This window comes from Flaviflagellibacter deserti (genome assembly GCF_042652085.1).
Taxonomy (GTDB): Bacteria; Pseudomonadota; Alphaproteobacteria; order Rhizobiales; family Methylopilaceae; genus Flaviflagellibacter; species Flaviflagellibacter deserti.
Genome location: NZ_JBHSJF010000008.1, coordinates 102824 through 127791, shown reverse-complemented (window position 1 = coordinate 127791; position 24968 = coordinate 102824). Strand labels below are relative to the sequence as shown.

Sequence of the window (24968 nt, the reverse complement as noted above, 5' to 3'; positions counted from 1 at the left end):
GATGTCGATTACCGCTGACCGCAAGAACGAACTCGTCAAGGAATACGCCACCAAGTCGGGCGACACCGGTTCTCCGGAAGTCCAGGTTGCCATCCTCACCGAGCGCATCAGCAATCTCACCGAACACTTCAAGAGCCATGCGAAGGACAACCATTCCCGCCGTGGCCTGCTGAAGCTGGTGAGCCAGCGCCGCAGCCTCCTGGACTATGTTAAGTCCAAGGACGTCGAGCGCTATCAGACCCTCATCCAGCGGCTCGGCATCCGCCGCTGATTTAATGCCGGCGCGCCCCTGCGGCGCGCCGTTTTGCATGGGCGCGGCGTCATGGGGACGCCACGCTCCACCCAGGCGGCACGGACCAGCTAGCCGGGGCAGGATTGCCAGATGCTTCCAGAGAGGAGCATCTCGCCGTTCTGCTCGTGGCTCCGGTCCCTGCCGCCGCAAACTCACGAGACAAAGAATGTTCGATATTCAACGCGAAGAACTTGAGTGGGGCGGTCATACGCTCGTCCTCGAAACCGGCCGTGTGGCCCGCCAGGCGCACGGCGCCGTCCTCGCCACCTATGGCGACACTACCGTTCTTGCGACCGTCGTCGCCGCCAAGGCTCCGAAGCCGGGCGTCGACTTCATGCCGCTGACCGTCAACTACCAGGAGCGCTTCTACGCCGCCGGCCGTATCCCGGGTGGCTTCTTCAAGCGCGAAGGCCGTCCGACCGAGAAGGAGACGCTGACGTCTCGCCTGATCGACCGTCCGATCCGTCCGCTGTTCATCGATGGCTGGCGTTGCGACACCCAGGTCGTCGTCACGGTTCTCAGCCATGACCTCGAAAACGATCCGGACATCGTCGGGCTGGTCGCGGCGTCCGCCGCCCTGACGCTCTCCGGCGTGCCGTTCATGGGCCCGGTCGGTGGCGCCCGCGTCGGCTACATCAACGGCCAGTACGTGCTCAACCCGACGGTCGATCAGGTCAAGGAGAGCGATCTCGACCTCGTCGTCGCCGGCACGCAGGATGCGGTGCTGATGGTGGAATCGGAAGCCAAGGAGCTTTCCGAGGACGTCATGCTCGGCGCCGTGATGTTCGGCCACAAGGGCTTTCAGCCGGTGATCGACGCGATCATCAGCCTGGCCGAGAAGGCCGCCAAGGAGCCGCGCGATATCGAAGCCGTCGACAATTCGGCGCTCGAGACCGCGATCCGCGAGATCGCCGAGAAGGATCTCCGCGACGCTTACAAGATCCAAAAGAAGACGGACCGCTATACGGCGGTTGGCAAGATCCGCGACGCGGTGATCGCCAAGCTCTGCCCCGAAGGCGACGAGAATGCCCCGCCGGCCAACAAGGTCAGCTCGGTGTTCCATGACCTCGAAGCGAAGATCGTCCGCTGGAACATCCTCGACGATGGCATCCGCATCGACGGCCGCGACGTGAAGACGGTTCGTCCGATCCTCTCCGAGGTTGGCGTTCTGCCGCGCACGCACGGTTCGGCGCTGTTCACCCGTGGCGAGACCCAAGCCCTCGTGGTCGCGACGCTCGGCACCGGCGAGGACGAGCAGTTTATCGATGCGATCGAGGGTACGTACAAAGAAAGCTTCATGCTGCACTACAATTTCCCGCCCTACTCGGTCGGTGAAACGGGTCGCATGGGCTCTCCCGGCCGCCGCGAAATCGGCCACGGCAAGCTCGCATGGCGTGCCATCCACCCGATGCTGCCGCCTAACCACGAGTTCCCGTACACGCTGCGCGTCGTCTCCGAGATCACCGAGTCGAACGGCTCGTCCTCGATGGCAACTGTCTGCGGCACCTCGCTCTCGGCGATGGACGCGGGCGTTCCGCTGAAGCGTCCGGTCGCGGGCATTGCGATGGGCCTCATCCTCGAAGGCGAGCGCTTCGCTGTCCTCTCCGACATCCTCGGTGATGAGGATCATCTCGGCGACATGGACTTCAAGGTGGCCGGCACCACCGAGGGCATCACCGCCCTTCAGATGGACATCAAGATCGCCGGCATCACCGAGGAGATCATGAAGGTCGCTCTCGGTCAGGCACGGGATGGCCGCAATCACATCCTCGGCGAGATGGGCAAGGCGCTGTCGGCGTCGCGTCCGGAGCTCGGCGAGTTCGCTCCGCGCATCGAAGTTATCAAGATCCCGGTCGACAAGATCCGTGACGTGATCGGCTCGGGCGGCAAGGTGATCCGCGAGATCGTCGAGAAGACCGGCGCCAAGATCAACGTCGAGGACGACGGCACGGTGAAGGTAGCTTCCGCCGACGGCAAGGCCATCAAGGCCGCGCTGAACTGGATCCACTCCATCGTGGACGAGCCGGAAGTCGGCACGATCTATGAGGGCACTGTCGTGAAGGTCGTCGATTTCGGCGCGTTCGTGAACTTCTTCGGCGCGCGTGACGGTCTCGTCCACGTGTCGCAGATCGCCCAGAAGCGTATCGAGAAGGTCTCGGACGTCCTCAAGGAGGGCGACAAGGTCAAGGTGAAGCTGCTTGGCTTCGACGACCGCGGCAAGACCCGCCTGTCGATGAAGGTCGTCGACCAGGAGACTGGCGAAGACCTCGAGAAGAAGGAAAAGGCCGAGGAGCCGGCCGGCGCCGCCGAGTAATCGGCGGCCTGGGCTCCAGGCTGGAAATGAAAAGGGCGGCCGTGAGGCCGCCCTTTTTGCTGTCTGGCGTAAACCCGATCAGTTGAAGTGATAGGCAGCGCCGAAGCGGACTTCGTGCGCGTCGAGTTCTTGATCGGTGGCAATGCCGCCGAATTCCGGCGACTTCGCATCGAAGGATTGTACATACATATATTCGCCGCGTAGTGAGATCGTCTCGGTCAGGCGGTAGTCGACACCCGCACCGACATTCCAGAGCTTGGCCGGAACACGACCGCGGTGCGTATCGGAGACGTTGGTCGCTTCCTGCTCGCTGCGGGTCCAGGAAACGCCGCCCGCGATGAAGGGCAGGAAATCGCCAACGGCGTAGCCGAGCCGGAGGCGGGCATCGCCCTGGATATTGTTGCGGAAATCGGTGTCGAAGCCGCCCGGCTGGGAGCCGGAACCCTTGAAGTCCGTCAGCAGAAGTGAACCGTCTAAGCCCGCGACGACATTCCCCCACTGCCAGTTGCGACCCGAATAGATGCCGCCCGCCGGGCCGTCCGCATCGAAGCCGTCGTCGATGCCACCACCCGAGGTCGACACGTTCATTGAGCCATAGGCGACCATCAGACCGGCATAGGCGCCGGACCAGTCGGTCGAGGTTTCGGTCGAGTGCGACGGCGAGCGTCCGCCGATCTTGGAGATGATCGCGCCACGGATGAAATGGGAGGATTGCGACACGTCCATGCCGCCGCCTACCGCGAACAGTTCCGACGACAGATCCTCGTAGAGATATTCGACCCGCAGCGTGACCGGGCCGACAAAGGTCTCGCCGATATCGACATCGACGCCCGCGCCGACCGTCCAGCCGAAGAGATGCTGATTGTCGCCGTCGAAGCCGGTCGCCTGGTCGCGGACATAGCTCTCGTTGGCGGCGAAACCGCCCGCGATATAAGGCAGCGCCCAGCCGAGATCGTAGCCGACGCGGCCACGGACGTGCGCGGAATAAAGCGTGTCCGCCTCCGTCGGGATCACGCTCTCGTTGATGTTGCCGCGAATCTCGTGAAGCGTCAGATCGCCTTCGAGGCCGTAGACGAAGCTGCCGGACTGCCAGTTGTAGCCGATCAGCGGTCCGCCGGTCGTTCCATCGACAACGGCATTGCCGCCCCCGACGTCGAAGTCGGCCCAGCCATAGCCGACGAGGCTGCCGGCGTAGAAACCTTCCCAGTTGGACGCCGGAAAGGCGGAATAGACAGGGCTCGTGGCCGCCGGAATGTCGGCGGCGCTGGCGAGACCTGCGGAGAGAATGAGCGCGGCACCGCTTATGGGCAGATGCGGAAACAGGCGAGACATGATCGGAACCCCAGTCAGGGCACCGACCGCACCCTTCCCAACGAAGTATTCAGCCGATCTTGTCTAACAGTGCGATGACACAATCTACTCGGCCGCGGGGCGCGCGACCGGAATGTCGTTCTCTGCGGCTTCTTCGACAGCATCGACCAGCTTCAGCGCGTCCGGCTGGGGCATGGAAATGATGTTGTAGCCCGAATCGACATAATGGATCTCGCCGGTAACGCCCGAACCTAGATCCGAAAGAAGATACAGCGCGGCGCCGCCGACCTCGTCGATCGTGACGGTTCGGCGAAGCGGAGCGTGACGCTTCTGATAGTTGAACATCAGCCGGGCGTCGGCGATGCCTGCGCCCGCGAGCGTGCGCACCGGTCCGGCAGAAATAGCGTTCACGCGAATGCCGCGCGGGCCGTAATCGCTGGCGAGGTACCGGACGCTCGCCTCAAGCGCCGCCTTGGCGACGCCCATGACATTGTAGTTCGGCATCACCCGCACCGAGCCGCCATAGGTCAGGGTGACCATGGATCCGCCCTCGTTCATCAGCGCGGAGGCGTAGCGGGCGATCTCGGTGAACGAGTAACAGGAGATCAGCATCGTCCGCGAGAAGTTCGCGCGGCTGGTGCGTGAATAACTGCCCTTCAGCTCGGACTTGTCGGAATAGGCGATCGCGTGGACAACGATGTCCAGACTGCCCCAATGCTCCTTCAGCCGGGCGAAGACAGCGGCGACGGACGCCTCGTTCTCGACGTCGCAGGGCAGGAGGAAGTCCGAACCGAGGCTCTCGGCCAGCGGGCGGACGCGCTTGGCGAGCGCGTCGCCCTGATAGGTAAAGGCGAGTTCGGCTCCGGCTTCCGCCAGCTTCTTCGCGATGCCCCAGGCGATGGAGTGGTCGTTCGCCACTCCCATGACGAGGGCGCGCTTACCGGCAAGCAGTCCTGTGACCATTGTCAGGCATCCAGCCGTTTGAAGACGAGGCTCGCGTTGGTGCCGCCGAAGCCGAATGAATTCGACAAGATCGCGCCCAGCTCGACGTTGTCGCGACGCTCCCGCAGAATCGGCATGTCGGCCACGGCAGGGTCGAGCTCGTCGATGTTCGCGCTCTCGCAGATGAAGCCGTTATTCAACATCAATAACGAATAGATGACTTCATGAACGCCGGTCGCGCCCTGCGAATGGCCGGTCAGCGATTTGGTCGCCGAAATCGGCGGGCAGGCGTCGCCATTGCCGAACACCTCCCGAATCGCCTCGATCTCCTTGAGATCGCCAATCGGCGTCGAAGTGGCGTGCGGGTTGATGTAGTCGATCTTCGGACGGACGGTGGAAAGCGCCTGGCGCATGCAGCGCGCCGCTCCTTCTCCCGATGGCGCGACCATGTCGGCGCCGTCCGAGGACAGGCCGTATCCCGCGAGTTCGCCGTAGATGCGCGCGCCGCGTGCCTTGGCGTGTTCGAGTTCCTCGAGCACCACGACGCCGGCGCCGCCGGAGATCACGAAACCGTCGCGGTCCTTGTCATATGCGCGAGAGGCACGCTCCGGCGTGTCGTTGAAGCCCGACGACAGGGCGCCCATCGCGTCGAACAGGACGGTGAGTGTCCAATCGAGATCTTCGCAACCGCCGGCGAACATGACGTCCTGACGACCGGCGAGGATGTGCTCCGCCGCGTTGCCGACGCAGTGGCTCGACGTCGCGCAGGCCGATGAGATGGAATAGTTGACGCCCTTGATCTTGAACCAGGTCGCGAGCGTGGCGGAAGCGGTCGACGACATTGCCTTGGGCACCGCAAATGGGCCGATGCGCTTCGGACCTTTCTCGACGGCGATCTGCGCCGCCTCGACGATGGTGCGGGTGGAGGAGCCGCCCGAGCCCATGATGATGCCGGTGCGCTCGTTCGAGACTTCACCGACTTCAAGGCCGGAATCGCGGATCGCCTGATCCATCGCGACATGGTTCCAGGCGGTGCCGCCGCCGTGGAATCGCATGGCGCGACGGTCGACCAAATCCTCGACATTGATGTCCGGAGCCCCGTGCACATGGCAGCGGAAGCCATGCGTCACATAATCGTCGGCGCGGATAATGCCGGACCGGGCCTCACGCAGGCTGGCCGTGACCTCCTGGGTCGAATTTCCGATCGACGAGACGATGCCCATGCCGGTTACGACGACGCGTCTCATATAAAATCTCCCGTCACGCACCGCCGCTAAGCGTGCCGTGTTGGTTTTTGATCATTGGGCGGCTCAGACGGCCACCGCTGCATCCTGGAACAGGCCGACCTTCAGGTCCTCGGCCCGATAAATAACCTCCCCGTCGGCTTTAAGCCACCCGTCGGCGACGCCGAGGACGAGCCGCGAGCGCATGACGCGCTTGAAGTCCACGCCATATTCCACTCGTTTGACCGAGGGCAGAACCTGCCCGGTGAACTTGATCTCGCCTGTACCGAGTGCGCGACCACGCCCAGGGGAGCCGAGCCAGCCAAGGAAGAAGCCGCACATCTGCCACAGCGCATCGAGGCCGAGGCAGCCCGGCATGACCGGGTCGTCCTTGAAGTGGCAGGCGAAGAACCAGAGATCCGGCTTCACATCGAGCTCGGCGCGGACAAAGCCCTTTCCGTGCTCCCCCCCTTCCTCCGAGATTTCGGAGATGCGATCGAACATGAGCATGGGCGGCAGCGGCAGCTGCGCATTTCCAGGTCCGAACAGCTCGCCGCGTCCACAGGACAGAAGCTCTTCGTACTCGAAACTCGACTTGCGGGCGTCCATTCCGGGAAGCGGCCTTTCGTTGGAAATTGGATGCGGCCTGAAGGGGCCGGTCGAAGGAAACGGCGCTTCCTCTAACATGAAGGTTCGAGCGTCGAAAGCGCCGCAATCGAGTTTACGAATAATACAGCCTATTCAAGCGCTTGCAGCTGTCGTGCGCGGCGCTTCAAGCGTCCTGCCCAAGTCATTCAAAGAGAATTGATGCGAGTTCGCCGGGCCGTTCGTCTCAAATGCGCTGCGGGTCGGCGTAATCCTGTCCCGGCGATGCCATCTCAATAAAAGTAATCGTTCCGTAACCATGGCCGATGAGAAGTAGATAGCGACAACACATCGAATAAGACCAAAGTATGTATGTAGACGAAAGTTGATCGACCAAAGTTGGTGCGACGCTTTAGGCGCGCGGTCTTGCAATACTCTGGCCTGCGGATAGATCATAGCTGATCAACAAACACGGATGACGACGTCTGCCGCTTCGATCGACAGTCGGCGCGAACCCGCACGCAAGTTTAGGGAAGACAAGTCATGGTTCAGGAAGTGAAGCCGCTGGGCAAGTGGCAGCCATGGGCGCAGCTGTTCTGCGGTCTCATCTGCATGGCGATGATTGCCAATCTTCAGTACGGATGGACGCTTTTCGTCGATCCGATCGATGCAAAGTATCATTGGGGCCGCGCGTCCATCCAGATCGCGTTCACCCTGTTCGTCCTCACAGAGACCTGGCTCGTGCCGGTCGAGGCCTGGTTCGTGGACCGCTACGGCCCGCGCGCCGTCATCACCTTCGGTTCTATTCTCATCGCCGCCGCATGGGCGGTGAACTCGGTCGCGAACTCACTGCCGCTGCTCTATACCGGCGCGATCCTCGCGGGCATCGGCTCGGGCGCCGTCTACGGCACCTGCGTCGGTAACGCGCTGAAGTGGTTCCCCTACCGCCGCGGCCTTGCCGCCGGCATCACCGCAGCGGGCTTCGGCGCCGGCGCGGCCCTCACCGTGCAGCCGATCGCCAACATGATCGCCACCTCGGGCTACGAGCAGGCCTTCCTGTATTTCGGCATCGGGCAGGGCGTGGTCGTCTTCATCCTGTCGTTCTTCATCCGCGCTCCGAAGGTGAAGCTGCCGGCTCCGAAGAAGGTCTCGACGCTGCTGCAGACCAAGGTCGACTACACCCCGGCCCAGATGGTCAAGAAGCCGGTGTTCTGGCTGATGTACGCCATGTTCGTCATGGTCGCCTCGGGCGGTCTGATGGCCGCCGCGCAGATCGCTCCGATCGCCAGGGACTTCGGCGTCGCCAACGTCCCCGTCACGCTGCTCGGTGTCACCATGGCCGCGCTGCCGTTCGCGATCTCCCTCGACCGTATCGGCGACGGCTTTGGCCGCCCGTTCTTCGGCTTCGTGTCGGACACGATCGGCCGAGAGAACACGATGTTCATCGCATTCGGCACCGCCGCCGTCGCGCTGTCGCTCCTCGTCTTCCACGGCAGCTCGCCGGTGATCTTCGTCCTCTTCACCGCCCTGTTCTTCTCGGTGTTCGGCGAGATCTACAGCCTGTTCCCGGCAACCTCGGGCGACACGTTCGGCTCGCAGTTCGCAACCACGAACAATGGCCTGCTCTACACGGCGAAGGGCACTGCGGCCCTCCTCGTCCCGCTGGCGAGCGTGGTCTCGGGTGCCTATGGCTGGTCGGCCGTGTTCGGCATCGCGGTCGTCCTCAACGCGATCGCGGCGCTCCTGGCGATCTTCGTCCTGAAGCCGATGCGGCGGAAGTTCGTCGAGGGCGGCGTGGCCGCGGTGTCCGAGCCCGTGATGGCCGGCGGGGAGCAGCCAGCCCGGTAAGCAGGCGCGTTCCTCCCAGGACTTGAAAGGCCGGAGCTCGCTCCGGCCTTTTCTTTATGCGGAGATGTCGACCAGAAGGCCGGTCTTTCCGGGGGCCGACTTTTCCGCGGCCTGCTTGATCTGATCCTTGATCTTGTCCTCGACCTCTTTGCGGGTCTTGCTGTCCATGCGGTTCAGGTCCTCTTCCTTGAGGCCCATCTCGCCCAGGATCTGCGCGCGCAACAAATCGGCCGGAGACATCTGCGCGAACTTGAGGAAATCCTCCTTGGCAGACCCTCCGAGCTCCTTCGCCTTGTCGGCCGGGAGGGCTGCCGACGTGGCGTCGGCCACACGCGGAGTTGGCGCTAGAAACGACGAGACGCCGGATCCGATGCCTGAAATGGACATGATGAGCCTCCTGAAATCGCTATCGATCAGGAAGCCAGTTCTGTGCCGCGAAATTTCGCTTAAAAATCAATGCTCAAGCTGGCAAGATATTGCCCTGCCGGCAGAATTTGCCCTGCAGGGATTGCCGGTCAGGACGCCTCGACCGGCGGCATCTCCGCCCCGACGACGCGTCCCTGCTGGCGCGGCCGGGTGAGCGGACCGGGACGCGGCGCGTTGCCGAGCATCAGGTCCTGACCGGCATAGATGCCACCAGCGATCTGGATATCGAGCCGCTCAAGATCCCGGCGACGCACATCGGAGATGATCTCGGCCGCCTCGTCCTCGGGTACGCCCAGATTTTCCAGCGCGGCCTGACCGAAGACCAGAGCGGATTCGAAGGTGTCGCGGATCTGGAAGTCGACATTCTTGTTGATCAGGTCGATGGCATGACCGCGATCCCAGGCGCGGACGAGAAGCTTCGCGAGCGGGAACTCCGACTGGATCAGTTCGACGATGCGGTCGGAGGTCTCGCGCTTGTCGACGCAGACGAGGATCATGTCGGCCCGCCCCGCGCCGGATGCATGCAGGATATCGAGGCGCGTCCCGTCGCCATAATGGACGAGAAAGCCGAAGTCCGAGGCGGCGCGGATCATCTCGACATCGATTTCGATGATCGAAATGGTGCAACCGCGCGCCAGAAGGCCTTGGCTCACCACCTGCCCGAAACGCCCAAAGCCTATGATCAGCGCGGTGCCGGAAAGTCCGTGGGCCAGTTCCACGCCCTCCATCGAAGGCTTCTCCGGAGGCATGACCCGGCGAAGAGCAAGCGCGCTGAACGGCGCCAGCGCCATCGAAAGAATGACGGCTGCCGTGAGAATGGCATTTGTCTCGCGGTCGAAGATGCCGGAGGCCAGCGCCGCCCCGTAGAGGACGAAGGCGAACTCGCCGCCCTGCGCGAACATGACGATGCGGTTGATCGCCTCGCGCTGGGAGGCTCCGAACGCAGCGGCGACGCCGTAGATCCCGATTGCAGAGGTAAGGATATAGACGGCCGTGACGGCGAGGATCATCGGCCAGGCGCGAGCGATGACGTCGACATCGAGCGACATGCCCACAGCCAGGAAGAACAGGCCGAGCAGAAGGCCGCGAAAGGGTTCGACATCGGCTTCGAGCTGGTTGCGGAACGAGCTCTCCGATAGAAGCACGCCGGCGAGGAAGGCGCCCATCGCCATGGACAGGCCGCCGATCTGCATGAGGAGCGCAGCGCCGAGGACGACGAGAAGAGCCGCGGCCGTCATCACTTCGCGGGCACGGGCGGCGGCAAGCAGGCGGAACATCGGATTGAGGAGGAAGCGTCCGGCGACGACGATGCCGACCACCGCGCCGATCGCATAGCCCATTTGAATCAACCGCGATGCGACATCAGCATCCTCGGTGCGCGGCGCCATGAAGGCGACGAGGGCCAGAAGCGGGACGATTGCGAGGTCTTCGAGCAGAAGGATCGAAATCGTCTTCTGTCCCTCTGGCGTCGACATCTCGCCGCGCTCGTCGAGCATCTGCGTAACGGCGGCCGTGGAGGACAGGACGAAGCCGGCGCCGGCAACGAAGGCAGCCGGACCGGAAAAGCCGAAGACGGCCATTCCCGCGACGGTCAGAAGCGCCGCGCAGACCGCAACATGGGCAATGCCCAACCCGAAGATCTGGCCGCGCAGTGCCCAGAGACGAGCTGGCTGCATCTCCAGGCCGATGATAAAGAGCAGCATGATGACGCCGAGTTCGGCGACATGCAGGATCGATTCGGGGTCGGAAAACAGGCCCAGCCCGAACGGACCGATGGCGAGACCGGCGGCGAAATAGCCGAGCACCGAGCCAAGGCCCAGCCGCCGGAAAATCGGGACCGCGACGACGCCCGCGCCGAGCAGCGCGACGACCTGAACCAATTGATCGCCCTGCGCTTCTACAGCCATTTCCGCTCATCCCGACGTGATTATACCCGCCACCATACCGCGAAGTAGATGGCGGATAAGCCTTTCCTCCGCGATCATTTGGCCACGGAGCCGGGCGAAGTTATAGTTACCCCTGTAACAGCACGCATCTGGCACGGCAGGATGATGACCGCCAGTAAGCCGATCGCCGCGCTCGACACGCACGAGGTCACCAATCAGCCGCCGCCCTTCGAGGGTGTGAACCTTTTCACCTCGGATCGAGCGCTGATCGATGCCGTTGCCCGTGCCGGGAGCGCCAAGCATGCCGCTCGGTTGTCAGCCTTCGGACAGCGCGCGGGCTCGGCCGAGGTGGTCGGATGGGGCGTCGCGGCCAACACGCATCCGCCGACGCTCGAATGCTTCGATCGCTACGGGCATCGCGCCGACGAGGTCGAATTCCATCCTGCTTACCATGAGTTGATGGCGCTGGGGCTGGACAATGGCGTGGCGGCGGTCGCCTGGGACGGCACGCCGGCCGGGCATGTGCTGCATGCGGCGATCAGCTTCATCCTCGGTCAAGTCGATGCGGGCGTGACCTGCCCGATGACCATGACCTATGCGGCGGTGCCGACGCTCCGGATCGAGCCGGCGCTTGGCGAGGTATGGGTGCCGCGCATCACCGCTGGTCGTTACGATGGCGTGTCACGGCCGGCTTGGCAGAAGATGGGCGTTACCATCGGCATGGCGATGACCGAAAAGCAGGGCGGCTCCGACGTGCGGGCCAATGCGACGCGCGCCGAGGCGGTGGACGAACGCCGCGATACCTTCCTGCTCACCGGTCACAAATGGTTCTGTTCGGCGCCGATGTCCGACGCCTTCCTGACGCTCGCATATACGGAGCGCGGGCTGAGTTGTTTTCTCGTCCCCCGCTGGCTGTCCAACGGTGAACGCAATGCTGGGTTTCGGGTGATGCGGTTGAAGGACAAGCTCGGAGACCGCTCCAACGCTTCGTCCGAAATCGAGTATCACCGCGCGTTCGCGTGGAGGGTGGGCGAGGAAGGACGCGGGGTCGCCTCCATCATCCGGATGGTCCAGCACACGCGGCTCGACTGCGTCATCGGCTCGGCTTCGACCATGCGCGCGGCTCTGGCCCAGGCATTGTGGCATGCGTCGCACCGCCTGGCCTTCCAGCGCCGGCTGGTCAATCACCCGGCCATGGCGGCGGTTCTCGCCGATCTGGCCGTCGAAAGCGAAGCAGCGACCGCGCTCGGCTTCCGGCTGGCCCAGGCTTTTGACGACGATGAGCCGCTCGCGCGGCTGCTTACGCCGATCGCCAAATACTGGGTTTGCAAGCGTGCGCCCGGCTTTGTCTACGAGGCGATGGAGTGCCTGGGCGGCGCCGGATACGTGGAGACCGGGCCGATGCCCTGGCTGTTCCGCCAATCGCCGCTGAACGCAATCTGGGAAGGCTCGGGCAATGTCATCGCATTGGACGTGCTGCGGGCGATAGATCGCGAGGCCGAGGCTCTCGAGGCGCTGCGCACGCTGCTTGCCTCGGCCGGCGGACGACATCCGGCCTACGATGCCTGGATAGACAGACTTGAGTTCGGCCACGTCGACGAGAGTCACGCTCGCAACAGTGTCGAACGGCTGGCATTGGCGACGCAGGCAGCGATCCTGCTCGCCGCAGATAGCCCACTCGCCGAGACGTTCTGCCGCCTGCGGCTCGAACGGCCATCGTTCGCCTATGGCGCGTCGGGTGCCGTGCTCGATGCGCGTGCCATCATCGATCGTGCGATGCCGCAGGTGGCCAGCGACCAACCGACTGACGGGAAGTCTTAGGGCTCGGCGTCGGGAAGCATGTCGGTGATCCACGTGCGGAAGGCGCGGATCTTCGGGACGTTGCGGCGGCTGTCGGGATAGACGAGCCAATAGTCCCTCCCGTCATTGCACATCAGCGAGAACGGCTGGTACAGCCGGCCCGCCGCTATGTCCTCCCCGAAGTGCCCTGGATTAAGGATCGCCACGCCCTGACCGGCCAGCGCAATGCTCGCATCCATGGTCTGGGTGCCGAATTCGTTGCGCGGGAACTTTTCGAGCCCGGGATCGGCAATGCCGGCCGCGGTGAACCACTGCCCCCACCATTCGTCGCCGGCGCTGATGATCGGCAAATTCAGAAGATCGGCGGGCTCGCGGATGCCACCCGCTTCTTCCGCCAGCTTCGGGCTCAACATTGGTGTGAAATCCATGCGCATGATGCGGTGGGCAGTGAGGCCCGGCCAATTGCCCGTGCCCCAGCGGATCGCGAGATCGGCCGCCTCCCGAGTGAAATCGATAAGGGTCGCCGAGGTCGCCAGCCGGACGGCGATCGTCGGATGCTTAAGCTGAAAATTGCCGATATGGCGCGACAGCCATTGCTGCGCGAATGTTGCGGTCGAATGGATGGACAAGGTTTCGCTCAAGGCTGCGCCGACTGAGGCGAGCGCATCATTCATCAGGGCGAAGGCTTCCGTCAGCTTTGGCGCCAGCCGCTCGCCTGCATCGGTCAGGCTCACCTGGCGCGGCCGGCGCAGGAACAGCGGCTCGCCGATCGTCTCTTCCAGCAGCTTGATCTGGTAGCTCACGGCCGTCTGCGTGAGGCCAAGCTCCTCACCGGCCTTGGTGAAGCTCATCCGACGTGCGGCGCATTCGAAAACCCGCAGTGCGTTGAGAGGGAGCTGTCTCGACAGCTTCAAGATAAGCTCTCTTGATCCATGCAGTGAGCAATTCGATTGGAATTCGTTCGATACCGAACGCATCGTACGGCCGTATCCATCAAAGAATACGGGTATTCCCTCGGAGCGGTGATGTTCTCGATAGCTCTTCAGCCGCTGGAGCGGCTCCTCCCGAAGCCTGCATTTGGTGAACTTCGTCATTGGCTGACGGCGCGCAGTAGCGGAATCGACATCGACGAGATGCCCGACTCCTGGAAGCGCGATGTCGGCATCCTCGACGGGCGCGACCGGTACCGGCCCGTGCAAAGGGGCAGGATAGGGGATCGCTAGAATCTCGATCTAGCGAGATGGGATATTGAGTTGGCGACCAACGGACGCCAGACTGCGACACCACTACGAGGGCCAGCGATGTGTGACGAGTGCGACGAAGTCGATGTGTCAGTGCCCTTCGATCTAGCCACGCGACGTCGGCTTATTGACGCCACCCGCGATATGGAGGCCGATTTGCCGGGTGACCGCGTTCCCGAAGAAGTCTGGCGGATATTTCTTGGCGAGGAAACCGGAGCACTCGCCTGGCCCCACCACGAACGCATGGCGCGGAGCTGGGAAGCTGCCGCCGTGCTGTTGTCAGTGACATCCGGCGGCGAGAGACGGCCAGGATAATCCACAGCCTGATGTCCGTCCGGAAATGGACCATCGAGCGCCAGGTCAGGAGGGCGGTCGATGCCCCGGCATACGGTCCAGAGAGATCGCGCTTATACGTCCACGCTCGCGGTGAGCGCGTTTTCCTGGATGAATTCGCGGCGCGGTTCGACCACTTCACCCATAAGGCGGGTGAAGATGTCGTCGGCGTCGTCGCCTTCCTTGATCTTCACCTGCAATAACGAGCGGGCATTGATGTCGAGTGTCGTCTCCCAGAGCTGCTCCGGGTTCATCTCACCGAGACCTTTATAGCGCTGCAGCGAGACGCCTTTGCGGCCGGTCGCAAGCACCGCCTCGACCAGGCCGGTCGGTCCGTGGATCGTCGTTTGCTCCTCGCGACGCTGGAGCACGGCCGCATCGCCGTAAACTTCCTTCAGGCCGACGGCATGCTCGTCGAGCTTGCGGGCATCGGCCGAGGCTAGGAGCGCCGGATCGAGACGGACCGTCTCGCGGACGCCTCGCACGGTGCGCTCGAACAGGAAGCCGTTCTCGTCGATCGAGCCGACCCAGCCGCGCTCGGTCTCGTCCGAGATTGCGTCGAGTCGCGAGGCGATCTCCGCTGCCGCGTGTTCCGACGCCTGTTCATCAGCGAGGATCGACGGCTTGAGAATGCCTGCGATCGCCGCCTGCTCGACCACCGAGCGGTTATAGCGGGAATGCATGCCCTGAAGCGTGCTCCGGACCGCGCGGGCTTCGGTGATGACCGCGCCTAGGTCCGCGCCGCTGCGCTCCTCGCCGGTCGCGAGTTTCAGCACGACGCCGTCCGAGCCAGTGCCGACGAGATAATCTTCGAGCGCCCGCTCGTCCTTCAGATACTGCTCGGACTTGCCGCGCGCGACTTTGTAGAGCGGCGGCTGGGCGATGTAGATGTGGCCGCGCTCGAGGAGCTCGCCCATCTGCCGGTAAAAGAAGGTCAACAGCAGGGTGCGGATATGCGAACCGTCGACGTCCGCGTCCGTCATGATGATGATCTTGTGATAGCGCAGCTTGTCCGGATTGAACTCGTCCTTGCCGATGCCGGTGCCGAGCGCGGTGATCAAAGTCCCGATCTCCTGGCTGCCGAGCATGCGGTCGAAACGGGCGCGTTCGACGTTGAGGATCTTGCCGCGGAGAGGAAGCACGGCCTGGAAGCCGCGATCGCGGCCCTGCTTGGCCGAACCGCCCGCCGAGTCGCCCTCGACCAGGAAGAGTTCCGACTTCGCCGGATCGCGTTCCTGGCAATCGGCAAGCTTGCCGGGAAGCGATGCCATGTCGAGAGCACCCTTGCGGCGGGTCAGCTCGCGCGCCTTTCGCGCGGCCTCGCGGGCGGCTGCCGCCTCGACGACCTTGCCGACGATGGTGCGGGCGTCGGCGGGGTGTTCCTCGAACCACTCGGAAAGCGCCTGGTTCAGCGCGTTCTCGACGGCAGGGCGCACCTCGGATGAAACCAGCTTGTCCTTGGTCTGCGACGAGAATTTCGGATCAGGGACCTTCACCGACAGGACGCAGGTCATGCCTTCGCGGCAATCGTCGCCGGTCAGCGACACCTTCTCCTTCTTGGTGATGCCCGAGCTGTCGGCATAGCCTGTGACCTGACGGGTCAGCGCGGCGCGGAAGCCGGCGAGATGAGTGCCGCCGTCGCGCTGCGGGATGTTGTTCGTGAAGCAGAGGACGTTCTCGTAATACGAGTCGTTCCACCACAGGGCCGCCTCGACGGTAATGCCCTCGCGCTCGCCGCGCACGACGATCGGGGCGTCCACGAGCGGCTTCTTGGTGCGATCGAGATAGCGGACGAAGGCTTCGATGCCGCCTTCGTACATCAGCTCTTCGCGTTTGGTCTCGACGCCACGGGAATCGGTCAGGATGATGCGAACGCCGGAGTTCAGGAAGGCGAGCTCGCGGAGACGATGCTCAAGCGTTGCGTAGTCGAACTCGACCGAAGTGAAGGTCTGCGTCGAGGGAAGGAAGGTCACCTCGGTGCCGCGTTTGCCGTTCGCCGGGCCCACGACCTTAAGCGGCGCATCTGAATCGCCGTGCGTGAAGGTCATCATGTGCTCCTGGTCGTTACGCCAGATGCGAAGCGTGAGCTTGCTCGACAGCGCGTTGACGACCGAGACGCCAACGCCGTGCAGGCCGCCCGAGACCTTGTAGGAGTTCTGGTCGAACTTACCGCCGGCGTGGAGCTGGGTCATGATGACCTCGGCCGCCGAAATGCCTTCGCCGGAATGGATGTCGGTCGGAATGCCGCGACCATTGTCGGACACCGTGACCGAGCCGTCGGCGTTCAACGTCACCGTCACATGGTCGGCGTGACCGGCCAAAGCCTCATCGATCGCGTTGTCGACGACCTCGTAGACCATGTGGTGCAGGCCCGACCCGTCATCGGTATCGCCGATATACATTCCCGGCCGCTTGCGGACGGCATCGAGGCCCTTCAGGACCTTGATCGATTCCGCGCCATATTCAGCGTCGGACGGGGGCGATCCGGCGGGTTGGGACATGAACAAAATTCCTTGGAGATTCAAGCTTGTTTGGCAGCGAACGGGAGACGATTCGCTCAGCCTCCCTATATAGGCCGAAACGGCCCGGATTTCATCTTTTAAGACCTGTTCTATCCCCGCTGGAAGTCGCGGATCGCCGCAAGGAAAACATCCCCATAGCGTTCCAGCTTCGCGGTGCCGACGCCCTGGATCAGGAGCATGTCGTTTTTGGTGGTCGGCCGAAGCTGCGCCATGTCGATCAGGGTGCGGTCGGGGAAGACGACATAGGCCGCGACACCCTCCTCGCGGGCGAGGGTGAGGCGAAGCGCACGAAGGTGCTCGAACATGGCGGCCGAGGCTTCGTCCATGCCGTCGGTGCGATTCTTTTCGGATCGCAGACGCCGCCTTTCCCGCTCCGGCTGGACGCGTAGCGCGATCGGCTCCTGTCCGCGCAGGATGGTCGCTCCGCGGTCCGTCAGCCGGAAGCCGCCATGCTCGTCACTTGCCTCTTCGAGCGCCCCCGCGGCGAAAAGCTGACGAACAGTGGTCATCCAGGCGCGGCGGCTGCGATCCTTGCCCGCGCCGAACGTCTTCAGTCCGTCGTGACGGTTGCGGACGACCGCGTCGGTCGCCTCGCCGAGCAGGATGTCCGCGAGATAGCCCGCGCCGAAGCGCTCACCCGTCCGGACGACCGCCGAGAGGATTTTCTGGGCGATAACGGTTGCGTCCTCGAGTCGGGCGTGACCAGAGCAGAGATCGCAGCGGCCGCACGGCCCGCTCGTCTCGCCGAAATAGGCGAGCAGCGCCTGTCTCCGGCAGGTCGAGGCTTCGCAGAGGTCGATCATCGCCGACAGGCGCTTGTGCTCGACACGCTGCCTTTCCTCTCCGCCATTCTTCTCGTCGATCTGGCGGCGGCGGAGCGCCATGTCCTCCAGGCCGTATAGAGTCAGGGTCTCGGCGGGCAGGCCGTCGCGGCCGGCGCGGCCGATCTCCTGGTAATAGGCCTCGATGCCGCCCGGCATGTCGGCATGGACGACGAAGCGCACATCCGGTTTGTTGATGCCCATGCCGAAGGCGACCGTCGCGCACATGACGATGTTGTCCTCCAGCAGGAAGGCGTCCTGATTGCGCGAGCGCGCGCCCTGATCCATGCCGGCGTGATAGGCGAGCGCGCGGTGGCCCTTACCCGAGAGCCATTCGGCGAGGGTCTCCGCGCGATTGCGTGATGCCGTGTAGACGATCCCGGCGCGGCCGTTATGACGAATGACGACGTCTTCGATCTGGCGGCGCGGCTGATCCTTCGGCTCGAACCGAAGATCGAGGTTCGGCCGGTCGAAGCTCTGGACGACGATCTTCGGCTGCTCCGGGAACAGCGCCGAGGCGATATCGGCGCGGGTCGTCGCGTCGGCGGTGGCGGTCAGCGCGATCACCGGGACGTCGTCGAGCATTTCGCGGATGCGGGCGAGCTGGCGATATTCGGGCCGGAAGTCGTGACCCCATTGCGAGACGCAATGCGCTTCGTCGATGGCCAGCCTCGTCACGCCGGAACGGGCGAGCATCGCGGCCAAGCCGCCGCTGCCGACGAGACGTTCCGGCGAGACGAAGAGCAGGCGAAGTTCGTCGGCGCGGATCTGGTCGAATACCGCGCGGGCCTCGGTTTCGTCGTTGGTCGAGTTAAGCGTCTCGGCGGCGATGCCGACCGCCTTGAGCTGCTGGACCTGATCCCGCATCAGCGCGATCAGCGGCGAGACGACGAGCGTGAGCCCACCCTGCAGTACCGCCGGGAGCTGATAGCACATCGATTTGCCGCTGCCGGTCGGCATGACCGCCAGCACGTTTTCGCCGGCGAGAACTGCGGACAGGACCTCTTCCTGGCCCGACCGGAAATCGTCGTAGCCGAAGATGGTCTTCAGCGCCGCGCGGGCCTCTTCGAGCGCAGCGGTCATTTCTGCATCGGCTCCGCGTGACCCGACGAGATGGCGAAGCGGGCGGTCTCGCCGGGCAGGGAATCGAACAGGGCTGGGTCGGCGCCGGTCATCCAGACCTGCGAGCCGAGCTGCTGCAGGCGCTCATAGAGCGCGCGACGGCGCTGCGGATCGAGATGGGCGGATACTTCATCGAGCAGAGCAACGGGCGCCGAACCGGACAGCCTTGCGACGAGGCGGGCATGCGCCAGGACGAGGCCGAGCAGCAGCGCCTTCTGCTCGCCGGTCGAGCAGCGCGCCGCGGGCGCCTGTTTCCGACCGTGGCCCACCGACAGATCCGAGGCGTGCGGACCCTCGATGGTCCGTCCCGCCGCGCGGTCGCGGTTGCGAAGGTCACGGAGGCGACCGCGGTAGGCGTCCTCGACATCGGCGGCGTTGCCGCCCTCGATCTCTCCTTCCATCCAGCCGCCGAGGGAAATCTCGGCGTGTGGGAAGGCGTCGTCATCGTCGCGGGTCTCGGCGATCAACGCGGAGAGACGGCCGACCGTGTCGATTCGGGCCGCGGCGGTGGCGACGGCCAGTTCCGCGACCTCGCGCTCGACGGCGTCGAGCCAGCGAGGGTCCGAGCCGGGTTCTTCCAGAAGCCTGTTGCGTGAGCGAAGCGCACGTTCGAAGGCGCTGACCCGCGTGCCATGGTCGGGGTCTACCGCGAGCACCAGGCGGTCGAGGAAGCGGCGGCGGTCGCCGGCCGAACCGCTGAACAGACCGTCCATGCTGGGCGTCAGCCAGACGATGCGGAGGTGGTCGGACAGCGCACCCGCACTCGGCGCGTTGGCCCCATTGATGCGGACCTTGCGGCCGCCTTCGCCTTCGCCTTGCTCCGTCCCGGTGCCGATCTTCGCTTCGCCGAATGCGCCTTCAAGATCGGCTGAGACCGTCCAGCCGCCGGGCCCTTCCGCACGCGAAAGTTCGGGCAAGGTCGCGCGGCGAAGGCCTCGGCCGGGCGCCAGCATGGAGACGGCTTCGAGGATATTGGTCTTGCCGGCACCATTCGGCCCAATAAGCGCAACATCCCGGCCGCCCGTCACGATGTCGAGCGTGGGATGATTGCGGAATTGGGTAAGGCGGAGCCGGTGAATGGCGACCCGCAGTGGAGCGGAATCCGTCGCCGTCACACCCGCATCGGCATCAGGACATAAAGGGCCGACGAGCCCTCCTTGTCCTGGATCAGGGTCGGCGAGCCTGGATCGGCCAGCTTCAGCAGCGCCGTGTCGTTGTCGATCTGGGCGGCGATGTCGAGCAGGTAGCGCGAATTGAAGCCGATATCGAGCGCGCTCGCGCCGTAATCGACCTCGATCTCCTCGGTGGCGCTGCCGGAATCCGGGTTTGTCACGGAGAGTGTCAGCTTACCGTCATTCAAGGCCAGTTTCACGGCTCGGCCGCGCTCGGACGAGATGGTCGAGACGCGGTCGACCGCACTGACGAATTCCGCCTTGTCGACGATCAGTTGCTTGTCGTTGCCGGCGGGGATGACACGGGCGTAATCCGGGAATGTGCCGTCGATCAGCTTCGAGGTCAGAACGACATCGCCGAGCGTGAAGCGGACCTTAGTCGCCGAAAGCTCGATCAGCACCGAGCCGTTCGGATCCTCGACGAGGCGCTGCACCTCGGAGACCGTCTTGCGCGGTATGATGACGCCCGGCATGCCAGCCGTGCCCTTCGGCGCCGGCATCTCTACCCGGGCGAGGCGATGGCCGTCGGTCGCGACCGCACGAAGGACGGAGTTTCCTTCCACTTCCATCGCGTGGAGGAAGATGCCGTTCAGATAATAGCGCGTCTCCTCGGTCGAGATCGCGAACTGGGTCTTGTCGATCAGTCGCTTCAGATCCGAGGCGGACAGCTCGAAACGGATCGGCAGATCGCCCGCCGCGAGATCCGGAAAATCTGATTCCGCGAGCGTCTGCAGCGTGAAGCGCGAGCGGCCGGCGCGGATGGTCAGCGTACCGGTATCGCCGGTCTGCTCGAGCACGACCTGCGAGCCGTCCGGCAGTTTGCGGACGATGTCATAGAAGGTATGCGCCGGAACGGTGGTCGCGCCGGCATCGGCGACGTCGGCCGTGGCGGTCTCGACGACCTGTAGATCGAGATCGGTCGCCTGGAGGCGAAGTCCGTCGGAACCTGCGCGGAGCAGAACGTTGGACAGGACCGGAATCGTCGTCCGGCGTTCAACGACACGGTGGACGTGCCCGAGCGATCTCAGGAGCGCCGCCCGCTCAAGGGTGACCTTCATCTAACTCAGCTCCGTGCTCTCACCGGCGGCGCGGACGTGGGACGTCCGCGACCCCACACGCCGGGGGCAGCGACATTGGCCGCTCGTATCGAAATCTGCAAGCCGGGGGCGGCCAAATGGCCGTTAATCACTCAGAAAGCATGCGTTTCAGGAGATCGACGTCCTCGGCCAGCGAATTGTCCGACTTCAGGAGCCCGTCGATTTTGCGCACGGCGTGCAGCACCGTGGTGTGGTCGCGGCCGCCGAAACGCCGCCCGATCTCCGGAAGCGAGCGCAATGTCAGCACCTTGGCGAGATACATCGCGATCTGGCGCGGACGGACGACGGTCGCGGTGCGGCGGGCCGACAGGATGTCGGCGCGCGATACATTGTAATGACGGGCGACGATGCGCTGGATGTCCTCGATCTTGACCCGCTTCGGTTCGCGATTGCGGACGAGATCGCGCAGCGCCTCCTCGGCCATTTCCAGCGTGATCTGGGTGCCGGTCAGCGTGTTGTGCGCCATCAGGCGAGTGATGGCACCTTCGAGGTCGCGGCCGTTCGCGGTCACCGTGCGGGCGACATAGCTGAGGACGGAGGGAGGAACGTCGAAGTTCGGATGCGCCTCCTGAGCCGCGGCGAGGCGGTTCTTCAGGATCTGGAGGCGAAGCTCCTCATCGAGCGAACCCATCTCGACGGCGAGGCCGCCGGCCAGGCGTGAGCGAAGGCGCTCGTCGAGGCTTTCAAGCTCCGCCGGAGGGCGGTCGGCCGCGACGACGACCTGGCGGCCGGCATCGATCAGGGCGTTCAGCGTGTGGCCGAACTCCGCCTGGACGGTCTTGCCCTGCAGGAACTGCACGTCGTCGATGACGAGCATGTCGATCCCGCGAAGCGTCTCCTTGAAGGCGAGCGAGGTCTGGGCACGAAGAGCCGAGACGAAGCCGAACATGAAGCGCTCTGCCGTCAGATAGACGACCCGGCGTCCGCCCGCTTCAGCAGCGCCGGCTATCGCATGCAGAAGATGCGTCTTGCCGAGGCCGACGGCCGAATGGATGTAGAGCGGATTGTAGCGGATCGCCTCCGACGGGCGTGCCGAGGCGACTTCCCGGGCGGCGGCATGGGCCAGCGCGTTCGAGCGGCCGACAAGGAAGCTGTCGAAAGCCAGACGATGGTCGATCGGCGAGCCGACGAGCGCCGCGGTGGTCGGATCGGCGGTCGGACGCTGGACGTCGATGTGCTCCGGCTTTGCTGCGGCAGGCTGAGCAGCCGCGCCGCGAGCAGGCTGCGGACGCACGCCGACGGTACGCAGTTCGAGCTCGATCTGGCGGATATCGCCGTGCTCGGCCGAAAAAGCGCGCACGATGCGCTCGGCGTAATGCGACTGAATCCAGCTCTTCAGGAAACGAGTCGGCACGGAGAGGTGCGCCATGCCGGAGTCCGACACGCGCTCCAGTTCGATGCGGGCGAACCAAGACAGATAGATGTCCTCGCCCAGTTCCGCGCGCAGGCGTTTCTGAGTCCGCTGCCAAGCGGACTCGAAGTCACCGCCGGCGGGGAGGTGAGCTGGCGCGGACATGGAAGCCTCCTGAAAATGTTCACTAGAGTCGAAGCGGGCGGCGTCAAGATGAGCCCGGCCCGCAGGGTCGAACGAAAGGTCTTCTGACATGGCGGCGATCCTCAACTCTGTATCCAGGGGAGTTCGCTGGCCTTCCAGCCAACGACTGCACCCCGATGCCGGTCATCATTCAGCGGGCCTTCGAAGCCGCCGCTGATGTTGAAGCTGTTCGGAAATCCAGCCCCAACGGCGGCTACTGCCGCAGCACTGCTGCGGACGCCCGACCGGCATAGAAAGTAGAGCGGCGTTTTCTCATCCAGGCCGCGGCTAGCGAGTTCCGCCGCGAGTCGGTCGAGGAAATCTCCCACGACCTGCATCGTCGGCCAGACCTGCCATTCAAGGAGGATGGGTTCCTTGCCCATCCCACCCAGGTCCGGAATTCCGACGAAACTCCATTCGGCCCTCGTCCGCACATCAACCAATTGCGCCTCGCGTGTGCGGGCCAAGTCTTGATAGGCGGACGGCGCATCAACATTTCCGGCATGACCCGGATTGTGATCTTGATCCATTCTAGCTCCTAAGCGCGTAATAGAACGCGCCTCACCCAAGATTTATGAATTGTTTTTTGTACGCAGCACTAGGGTAAGGGGAGCAACAGCACGCAGATACAACTATCCCCACGCAAGAATCCGGAAGCACCCCTGCTAGCGGAATCCAGACACATCTTCTCCATCCCCAGAATCTGTAAGGGCGTTATACGCTTGCACATGACGTGAAGTCTTCGAGGTCCCGGCCCCGTCGACAGGGCTCAAGATAGGCATGCCGGGTCGGACGGCGCAACACGATTCAGCGCCCGAATCGAGCCACGGTCTTGCCGCAATCTGACTCGCGGCGTTTCGGCAAACTGCAAATGCCTGAGTTTTCGAGAGATTCACAAAAACGTCGCGTAAGCATCGCTCTCGCAAAAATTTCTAAACGATGACCCTTGTCGGGAAGTTCTTCTTAGGAGACTCGCGGTCCATCTGACGTCTTGCCGCTAAGTCAATGAAATATATGAGTAATTTTTACTCGGTCAGCCGCGCGATTCAGCGTCTCGCTCAGGATTCAGCGGAATCGCGAGTCAAGCGGTTTGCGCCGCTTCGTGACTATGTGTGACGCTTCCACAACTGACATATGACGCAAAACAAAAAGCCCGGCACAAGGCCGGGCTTTTGCGTAGCAGTACGTACGAAAGATCAGGCGTTGAGAGCTTTCACGCGAGCCGAGAGGCGCGAGACCTTGCGGGACGCGGTGTTCTTGTGAAGAACGCCCTTCTGCGCGGCGCGCATGATTTCGGGTTGGGCGGCCTGGAGCGCAGCGGAGGCGGCCTTCTGGTCGCCGGAGGCCAGGGCTTCCTCGACCTTCTTGAGGAAGGTGCGCATCCGGCTCTTGCGAGCGCCGTTGATCTCGGTGCGGCGCTCGATCTTGCGAGCCGCCTTCTTGGCCGAGGCAGTATTGGCCATGTTCTGATTCCCACGATCGGGCGCCTATGGAGGCGCACAAAAAAGATTGGCGGCGGAGAGGACCCCGCCGCATTGGCGGTTCTCATAGTCCGAGCATGGCCGAAGGTCAACGGCCGAAGCCTCTATCGCTGGCAGACCGGGCAATAAAATGTCGAGCGGCCCGATTGAACGATGCGCTTGACCGTTCCGGAACATCCCGAGCGCAGGCAGGGTTCGCCCTCCCGCTCGTAGACGCGGAAGCTATGCTGGAAATAGCCGAGCTCGCCGGAGGTCTGGACATGATCGCTGATGCTGGACCCGCCGGCCACGACGGCTTCTTCCAGCACATCGCGGATCGATGATGCGAGGAGGGAAGCCTTCGGCGCGCCTCCTCGCGCGGCAAGGGCCCTGGCTTCGCGCTTTGGCGAGATACCGGCGCGATGGAGCGCCTCGCACACATATATATTGCCGAGCCCCGCGATCGCGCTCTGATCGAGCAACGCCGCCTTCATGCTCGTCGAGCGTCCAGCGAAAGCCTTGGCCAGCATGGGTCCATCGAGCTCGTTGCCCAAAGGTTCGATGCCGAGATTGCGGATAGAGGGATGGTCCGGCAGTCCGGCGCGCGTCGTCAGCAGCATGAAACCGAAACGGCGCGGGTCGTTATATATAATGGAGTCGCCGCGATCGGTGCGGAACACGATATGGTCGTGGAGTTCAGCCTTCGAGCGCGGATGAAGGAAGACGCCGGGCGTCTTCCCGGCTTCGGCCGCCGATACGATCCGGAACGAGCCGGACATCCCGAGATGCGAAATCAGCACCGTGCCGTCATCGAAATCGGCGAGGAGGTATTTCGCGCGCCGCGAAAGTGACTCGATCCGCCGGCCGGTAAGCCGCGCGACGAAATTCTCCGGTAGGGGAAAGCGCAAATCGGGGCGGCGCGTCTCGACGGAGACGAGCCGCGCTCCGACAAGTGCGGGCTCCAATCCGCGGCGAACTGTTTCGACTTCAGGAAGTTCTGGCATCTGAGGCGGCGCAAACTAGCGTGCCGCAAACGGTT

General features: G+C 63.9%; 19 protein-coding genes. 4 read left to right on the top strand and 15 right to left on the bottom strand.

What is annotated here, in order from left to right:
* Position 1 precedes the first annotated feature (1 nt).
* Positions 2-271 (top strand): 30S ribosomal protein S15, encoded by a 270-nt coding sequence (gene rpsO / locus ACFPFW_RS16240; RefSeq protein WP_114956400.1) that lies wholly within the window; start codon positions 2-4, stop codon positions 269-271.
* A gap of 187 nt (positions 272-458) precedes the next feature.
* A complete protein-coding gene (pnp, locus tag ACFPFW_RS16235) occupies positions 459-2606 on the top strand; it encodes a polyribonucleotide nucleotidyltransferase (protein ID WP_114956401.1) in 2148 nt (715 codons plus the stop codon).
* A 78-nt stretch (positions 2607-2684) separates the two neighbouring features.
* On the opposite strand, the gene ACFPFW_RS16230 is transcribed toward pnp, so the two are convergent.
* The 4 genes from ACFPFW_RS16230 to fabA all read right to left on the bottom strand — a co-directional run bounded on the left by ACFPFW_RS16230 (position 2685) and on the right by fabA (position 6691).
* Positions 2685-3938 (bottom strand): outer membrane protein, encoded by a 1254-nt coding sequence (locus tag ACFPFW_RS16230; protein ID WP_114956402.1) that lies wholly within the window; start codon positions 3936-3938, stop codon positions 2685-2687.
* A gap of 84 nt (positions 3939-4022) precedes the next feature.
* Complete coding sequence (gene fabI / locus ACFPFW_RS16225) at positions 4023-4880, bottom strand: enoyl-ACP reductase FabI (RefSeq protein WP_114956403.1); 858 nt, start codon at positions 4878-4880, stop codon at positions 4023-4025.
* Between the two features lie 2 nt (positions 4881-4882).
* Entirely contained in the window at positions 4883-6106 is a 1224-nt protein-coding gene (gene fabB / locus ACFPFW_RS16220) for a beta-ketoacyl-ACP synthase I (RefSeq protein ID WP_114956404.1), read from the bottom strand.
* 63 nt (positions 6107-6169) lie between these two features.
* A complete protein-coding gene (gene fabA / locus ACFPFW_RS16215) occupies positions 6170-6691 on the bottom strand; it encodes a 3-hydroxyacyl-[acyl-carrier-protein] dehydratase FabA (protein WP_114956405.1) in 522 nt (173 codons plus the stop codon).
* A 519-nt stretch (positions 6692-7210) separates the two neighbouring features.
* On the opposite strand from fabA, the gene oxlT reads away from it, so the two are divergent.
* The gene (gene oxlT / locus ACFPFW_RS16210; protein ID WP_114956406.1) at positions 7211-8515 is read left to right on the top strand and encodes an oxalate/formate MFS antiporter; all 1305 of its coding nucleotides are present in this window, start codon (positions 7211-7213) and stop codon (positions 8513-8515) included.
* Positions 8516-8569: 54 nt separating this feature from the next.
* Here the strand turns inward: oxlT and ACFPFW_RS16205 are convergent, their stop codons facing one another.
* On the bottom strand, positions 8570-8902 hold the full coding sequence (locus tag ACFPFW_RS16205; protein ID WP_114956407.1) for a hypothetical protein: 333 nt from the start codon (positions 8900-8902) through the stop codon (positions 8570-8572).
* Between the two features lie 128 nt (positions 8903-9030).
* Entirely contained in the window at positions 9031-10848 is a 1818-nt protein-coding gene (locus tag ACFPFW_RS16200; protein ID WP_114956408.1) for a monovalent cation:proton antiporter-2 (CPA2) family protein, read from the bottom strand.
* A gap of 141 nt (positions 10849-10989) precedes the next feature.
* Between ACFPFW_RS16200 and ACFPFW_RS16195 the strand changes: the two genes are divergently transcribed.
* The gene (locus tag ACFPFW_RS16195; RefSeq protein WP_379771597.1) at positions 10990-12648 is read left to right on the top strand and encodes an acyl-CoA dehydrogenase family protein; all 1659 of its coding nucleotides are present in this window, start codon (positions 10990-10992) and stop codon (positions 12646-12648) included.
* Here the strand turns inward: ACFPFW_RS16195 and ACFPFW_RS16190 are convergent.
* The 9 genes from ACFPFW_RS16190 to mutM form a co-directional block, all read right to left on the bottom strand.
* The gene (locus ACFPFW_RS16190; RefSeq protein ID WP_114956455.1) at positions 12645-13541 is read right to left on the bottom strand and encodes a LysR substrate-binding domain-containing protein; all 897 of its coding nucleotides are present in this window, start codon (positions 13539-13541) and stop codon (positions 12645-12647) included. The genes ACFPFW_RS16195 and ACFPFW_RS16190 overlap by 4 nt on opposite strands.
* A 734-nt stretch (positions 13542-14275) precedes the next feature.
* Positions 14276-16702 (bottom strand): DNA topoisomerase (ATP-hydrolyzing) subunit B, encoded by a 2427-nt coding sequence (gyrB, locus tag ACFPFW_RS16185; protein WP_114956411.1) that lies wholly within the window; start codon positions 16700-16702, stop codon positions 14276-14278.
* A gap of 110 nt (positions 16703-16812) precedes the next feature.
* Positions 16813-18627, bottom strand: coding sequence for a DNA helicase RecQ (gene recQ / locus ACFPFW_RS16180; RefSeq protein WP_114956412.1), 1815 nt, complete (start codon positions 18625-18627; stop codon positions 16813-16815).
* Entirely contained in the window at positions 18624-19781 is a 1158-nt protein-coding gene (recF, locus tag ACFPFW_RS16175; protein WP_114956413.1) for a DNA replication/repair protein RecF, read from the bottom strand. The genes recQ and recF overlap by 4 nt, the downstream gene beginning before the upstream one ends.
* On the bottom strand, positions 19778-20896 hold the full coding sequence (dnaN, locus tag ACFPFW_RS16170; RefSeq protein ID WP_114956414.1) for a DNA polymerase III subunit beta: 1119 nt from the start codon (positions 20894-20896) through the stop codon (positions 19778-19780). Before dnaN ends, recF begins: the two co-directional genes overlap by 4 nt.
* Positions 20897-21023: 127 nt before the next feature.
* The gene (dnaA, locus tag ACFPFW_RS16165; protein ID WP_114956415.1) at positions 21024-22451 is read right to left on the bottom strand and encodes a chromosomal replication initiator protein DnaA; all 1428 of its coding nucleotides are present in this window, start codon (positions 22449-22451) and stop codon (positions 21024-21026) included.
* Positions 22452-22552: 101 nt separating this feature from the next.
* On the bottom strand, positions 22553-22999 hold the full coding sequence (locus ACFPFW_RS16160; protein ID WP_114956416.1) for a rhodanese-like domain-containing protein: 447 nt from the start codon (positions 22997-22999) through the stop codon (positions 22553-22555).
* A gap of 666 nt (positions 23000-23665) precedes the next feature.
* Positions 23666-23932, bottom strand: coding sequence for a 30S ribosomal protein S20 (gene rpsT / locus ACFPFW_RS16155; protein WP_114956417.1), 267 nt, complete (start codon positions 23930-23932; stop codon positions 23666-23668).
* A gap of 122 nt (positions 23933-24054) precedes the next feature.
* Positions 24055-24933 (bottom strand): bifunctional DNA-formamidopyrimidine glycosylase/DNA-(apurinic or apyrimidinic site) lyase, encoded by an 879-nt coding sequence (mutM, locus tag ACFPFW_RS16150; protein WP_114956418.1) that lies wholly within the window; start codon positions 24931-24933, stop codon positions 24055-24057.
* Positions 24934-24968: the final 35 nt, after the last annotated feature.

Excerpts from the sequence above, each read along its gene's own strand:
- rpsO (WP_114956400.1), top strand. The coding sequence starts at position 2 with ATGTCGATTACCGCTGACCGCAAGAACGAACTCGTCAAGGAATACGCC.
- pnp (WP_114956401.1), top strand. The coding sequence starts at position 459 with ATGTTCGATATTCAACGCGAAGAACTTGAGTGGGGCGGTCATACGCTC.
- ACFPFW_RS16230 (WP_114956402.1), bottom strand. The coding sequence starts at position 3,938 with ATGTCTCGCCTGTTTCCGCATCTGCCCATAAGCGGTGCCGCGCTCATT.
- fabI (WP_114956403.1), bottom strand. The coding sequence starts at position 4,880 with ATGGTCACAGGACTGCTTGCCGGTAAGCGCGCCCTCGTCATGGGAGTG.
- fabB (WP_114956404.1), bottom strand. The coding sequence starts at position 6,106 with ATGAGACGCGTCGTCGTAACCGGCATGGGCATCGTCTCGTCGATCGGA.
- fabA (WP_114956405.1), bottom strand. The coding sequence starts at position 6,691 with ATGGACGCCCGCAAGTCGAGTTTCGAGTACGAAGAGCTTCTGTCCTGT.
- oxlT (WP_114956406.1), top strand. The coding sequence starts at position 7,211 with ATGGTTCAGGAAGTGAAGCCGCTGGGCAAGTGGCAGCCATGGGCGCAG.
- ACFPFW_RS16205 (WP_114956407.1), bottom strand. The coding sequence starts at position 8,902 with ATGTCCATTTCAGGCATCGGATCCGGCGTCTCGTCGTTTCTAGCGCCA.
- ACFPFW_RS16200 (WP_114956408.1), bottom strand. The coding sequence starts at position 10,848 with ATGGCTGTAGAAGCGCAGGGCGATCAATTGGTTCAGGTCGTCGCGCTG.
- ACFPFW_RS16195 (WP_379771597.1), top strand. The coding sequence starts at position 10,990 with ATGATGACCGCCAGTAAGCCGATCGCCGCGCTCGACACGCACGAGGTC.
- gyrB (WP_114956411.1), bottom strand. The coding sequence starts at position 16,702 with ATGTCCCAACCCGCCGGATCGCCCCCGTCCGACGCTGAATATGGCGCG.
- recQ (WP_114956412.1), bottom strand. The coding sequence starts at position 18,627 with ATGACCGCTGCGCTCGAAGAGGCCCGCGCGGCGCTGAAGACCATCTTC.
- dnaN (WP_114956414.1), bottom strand. The coding sequence starts at position 20,896 with ATGAAGGTCACCCTTGAGCGGGCGGCGCTCCTGAGATCGCTCGGGCAC.
- dnaA (WP_114956415.1), bottom strand. The coding sequence starts at position 22,451 with ATGTCCGCGCCAGCTCACCTCCCCGCCGGCGGTGACTTCGAGTCCGCT.
- ACFPFW_RS16160 (WP_114956416.1), bottom strand. The coding sequence starts at position 22,999 with ATGGATCAAGATCACAATCCGGGTCATGCCGGAAATGTTGATGCGCCG.
- rpsT (WP_114956417.1), bottom strand. The coding sequence starts at position 23,932 with ATGGCCAATACTGCCTCGGCCAAGAAGGCGGCTCGCAAGATCGAGCGC.
- mutM (WP_114956418.1), bottom strand. The coding sequence starts at position 24,933 with ATGCCAGAACTTCCTGAAGTCGAAACAGTTCGCCGCGGATTGGAGCCC.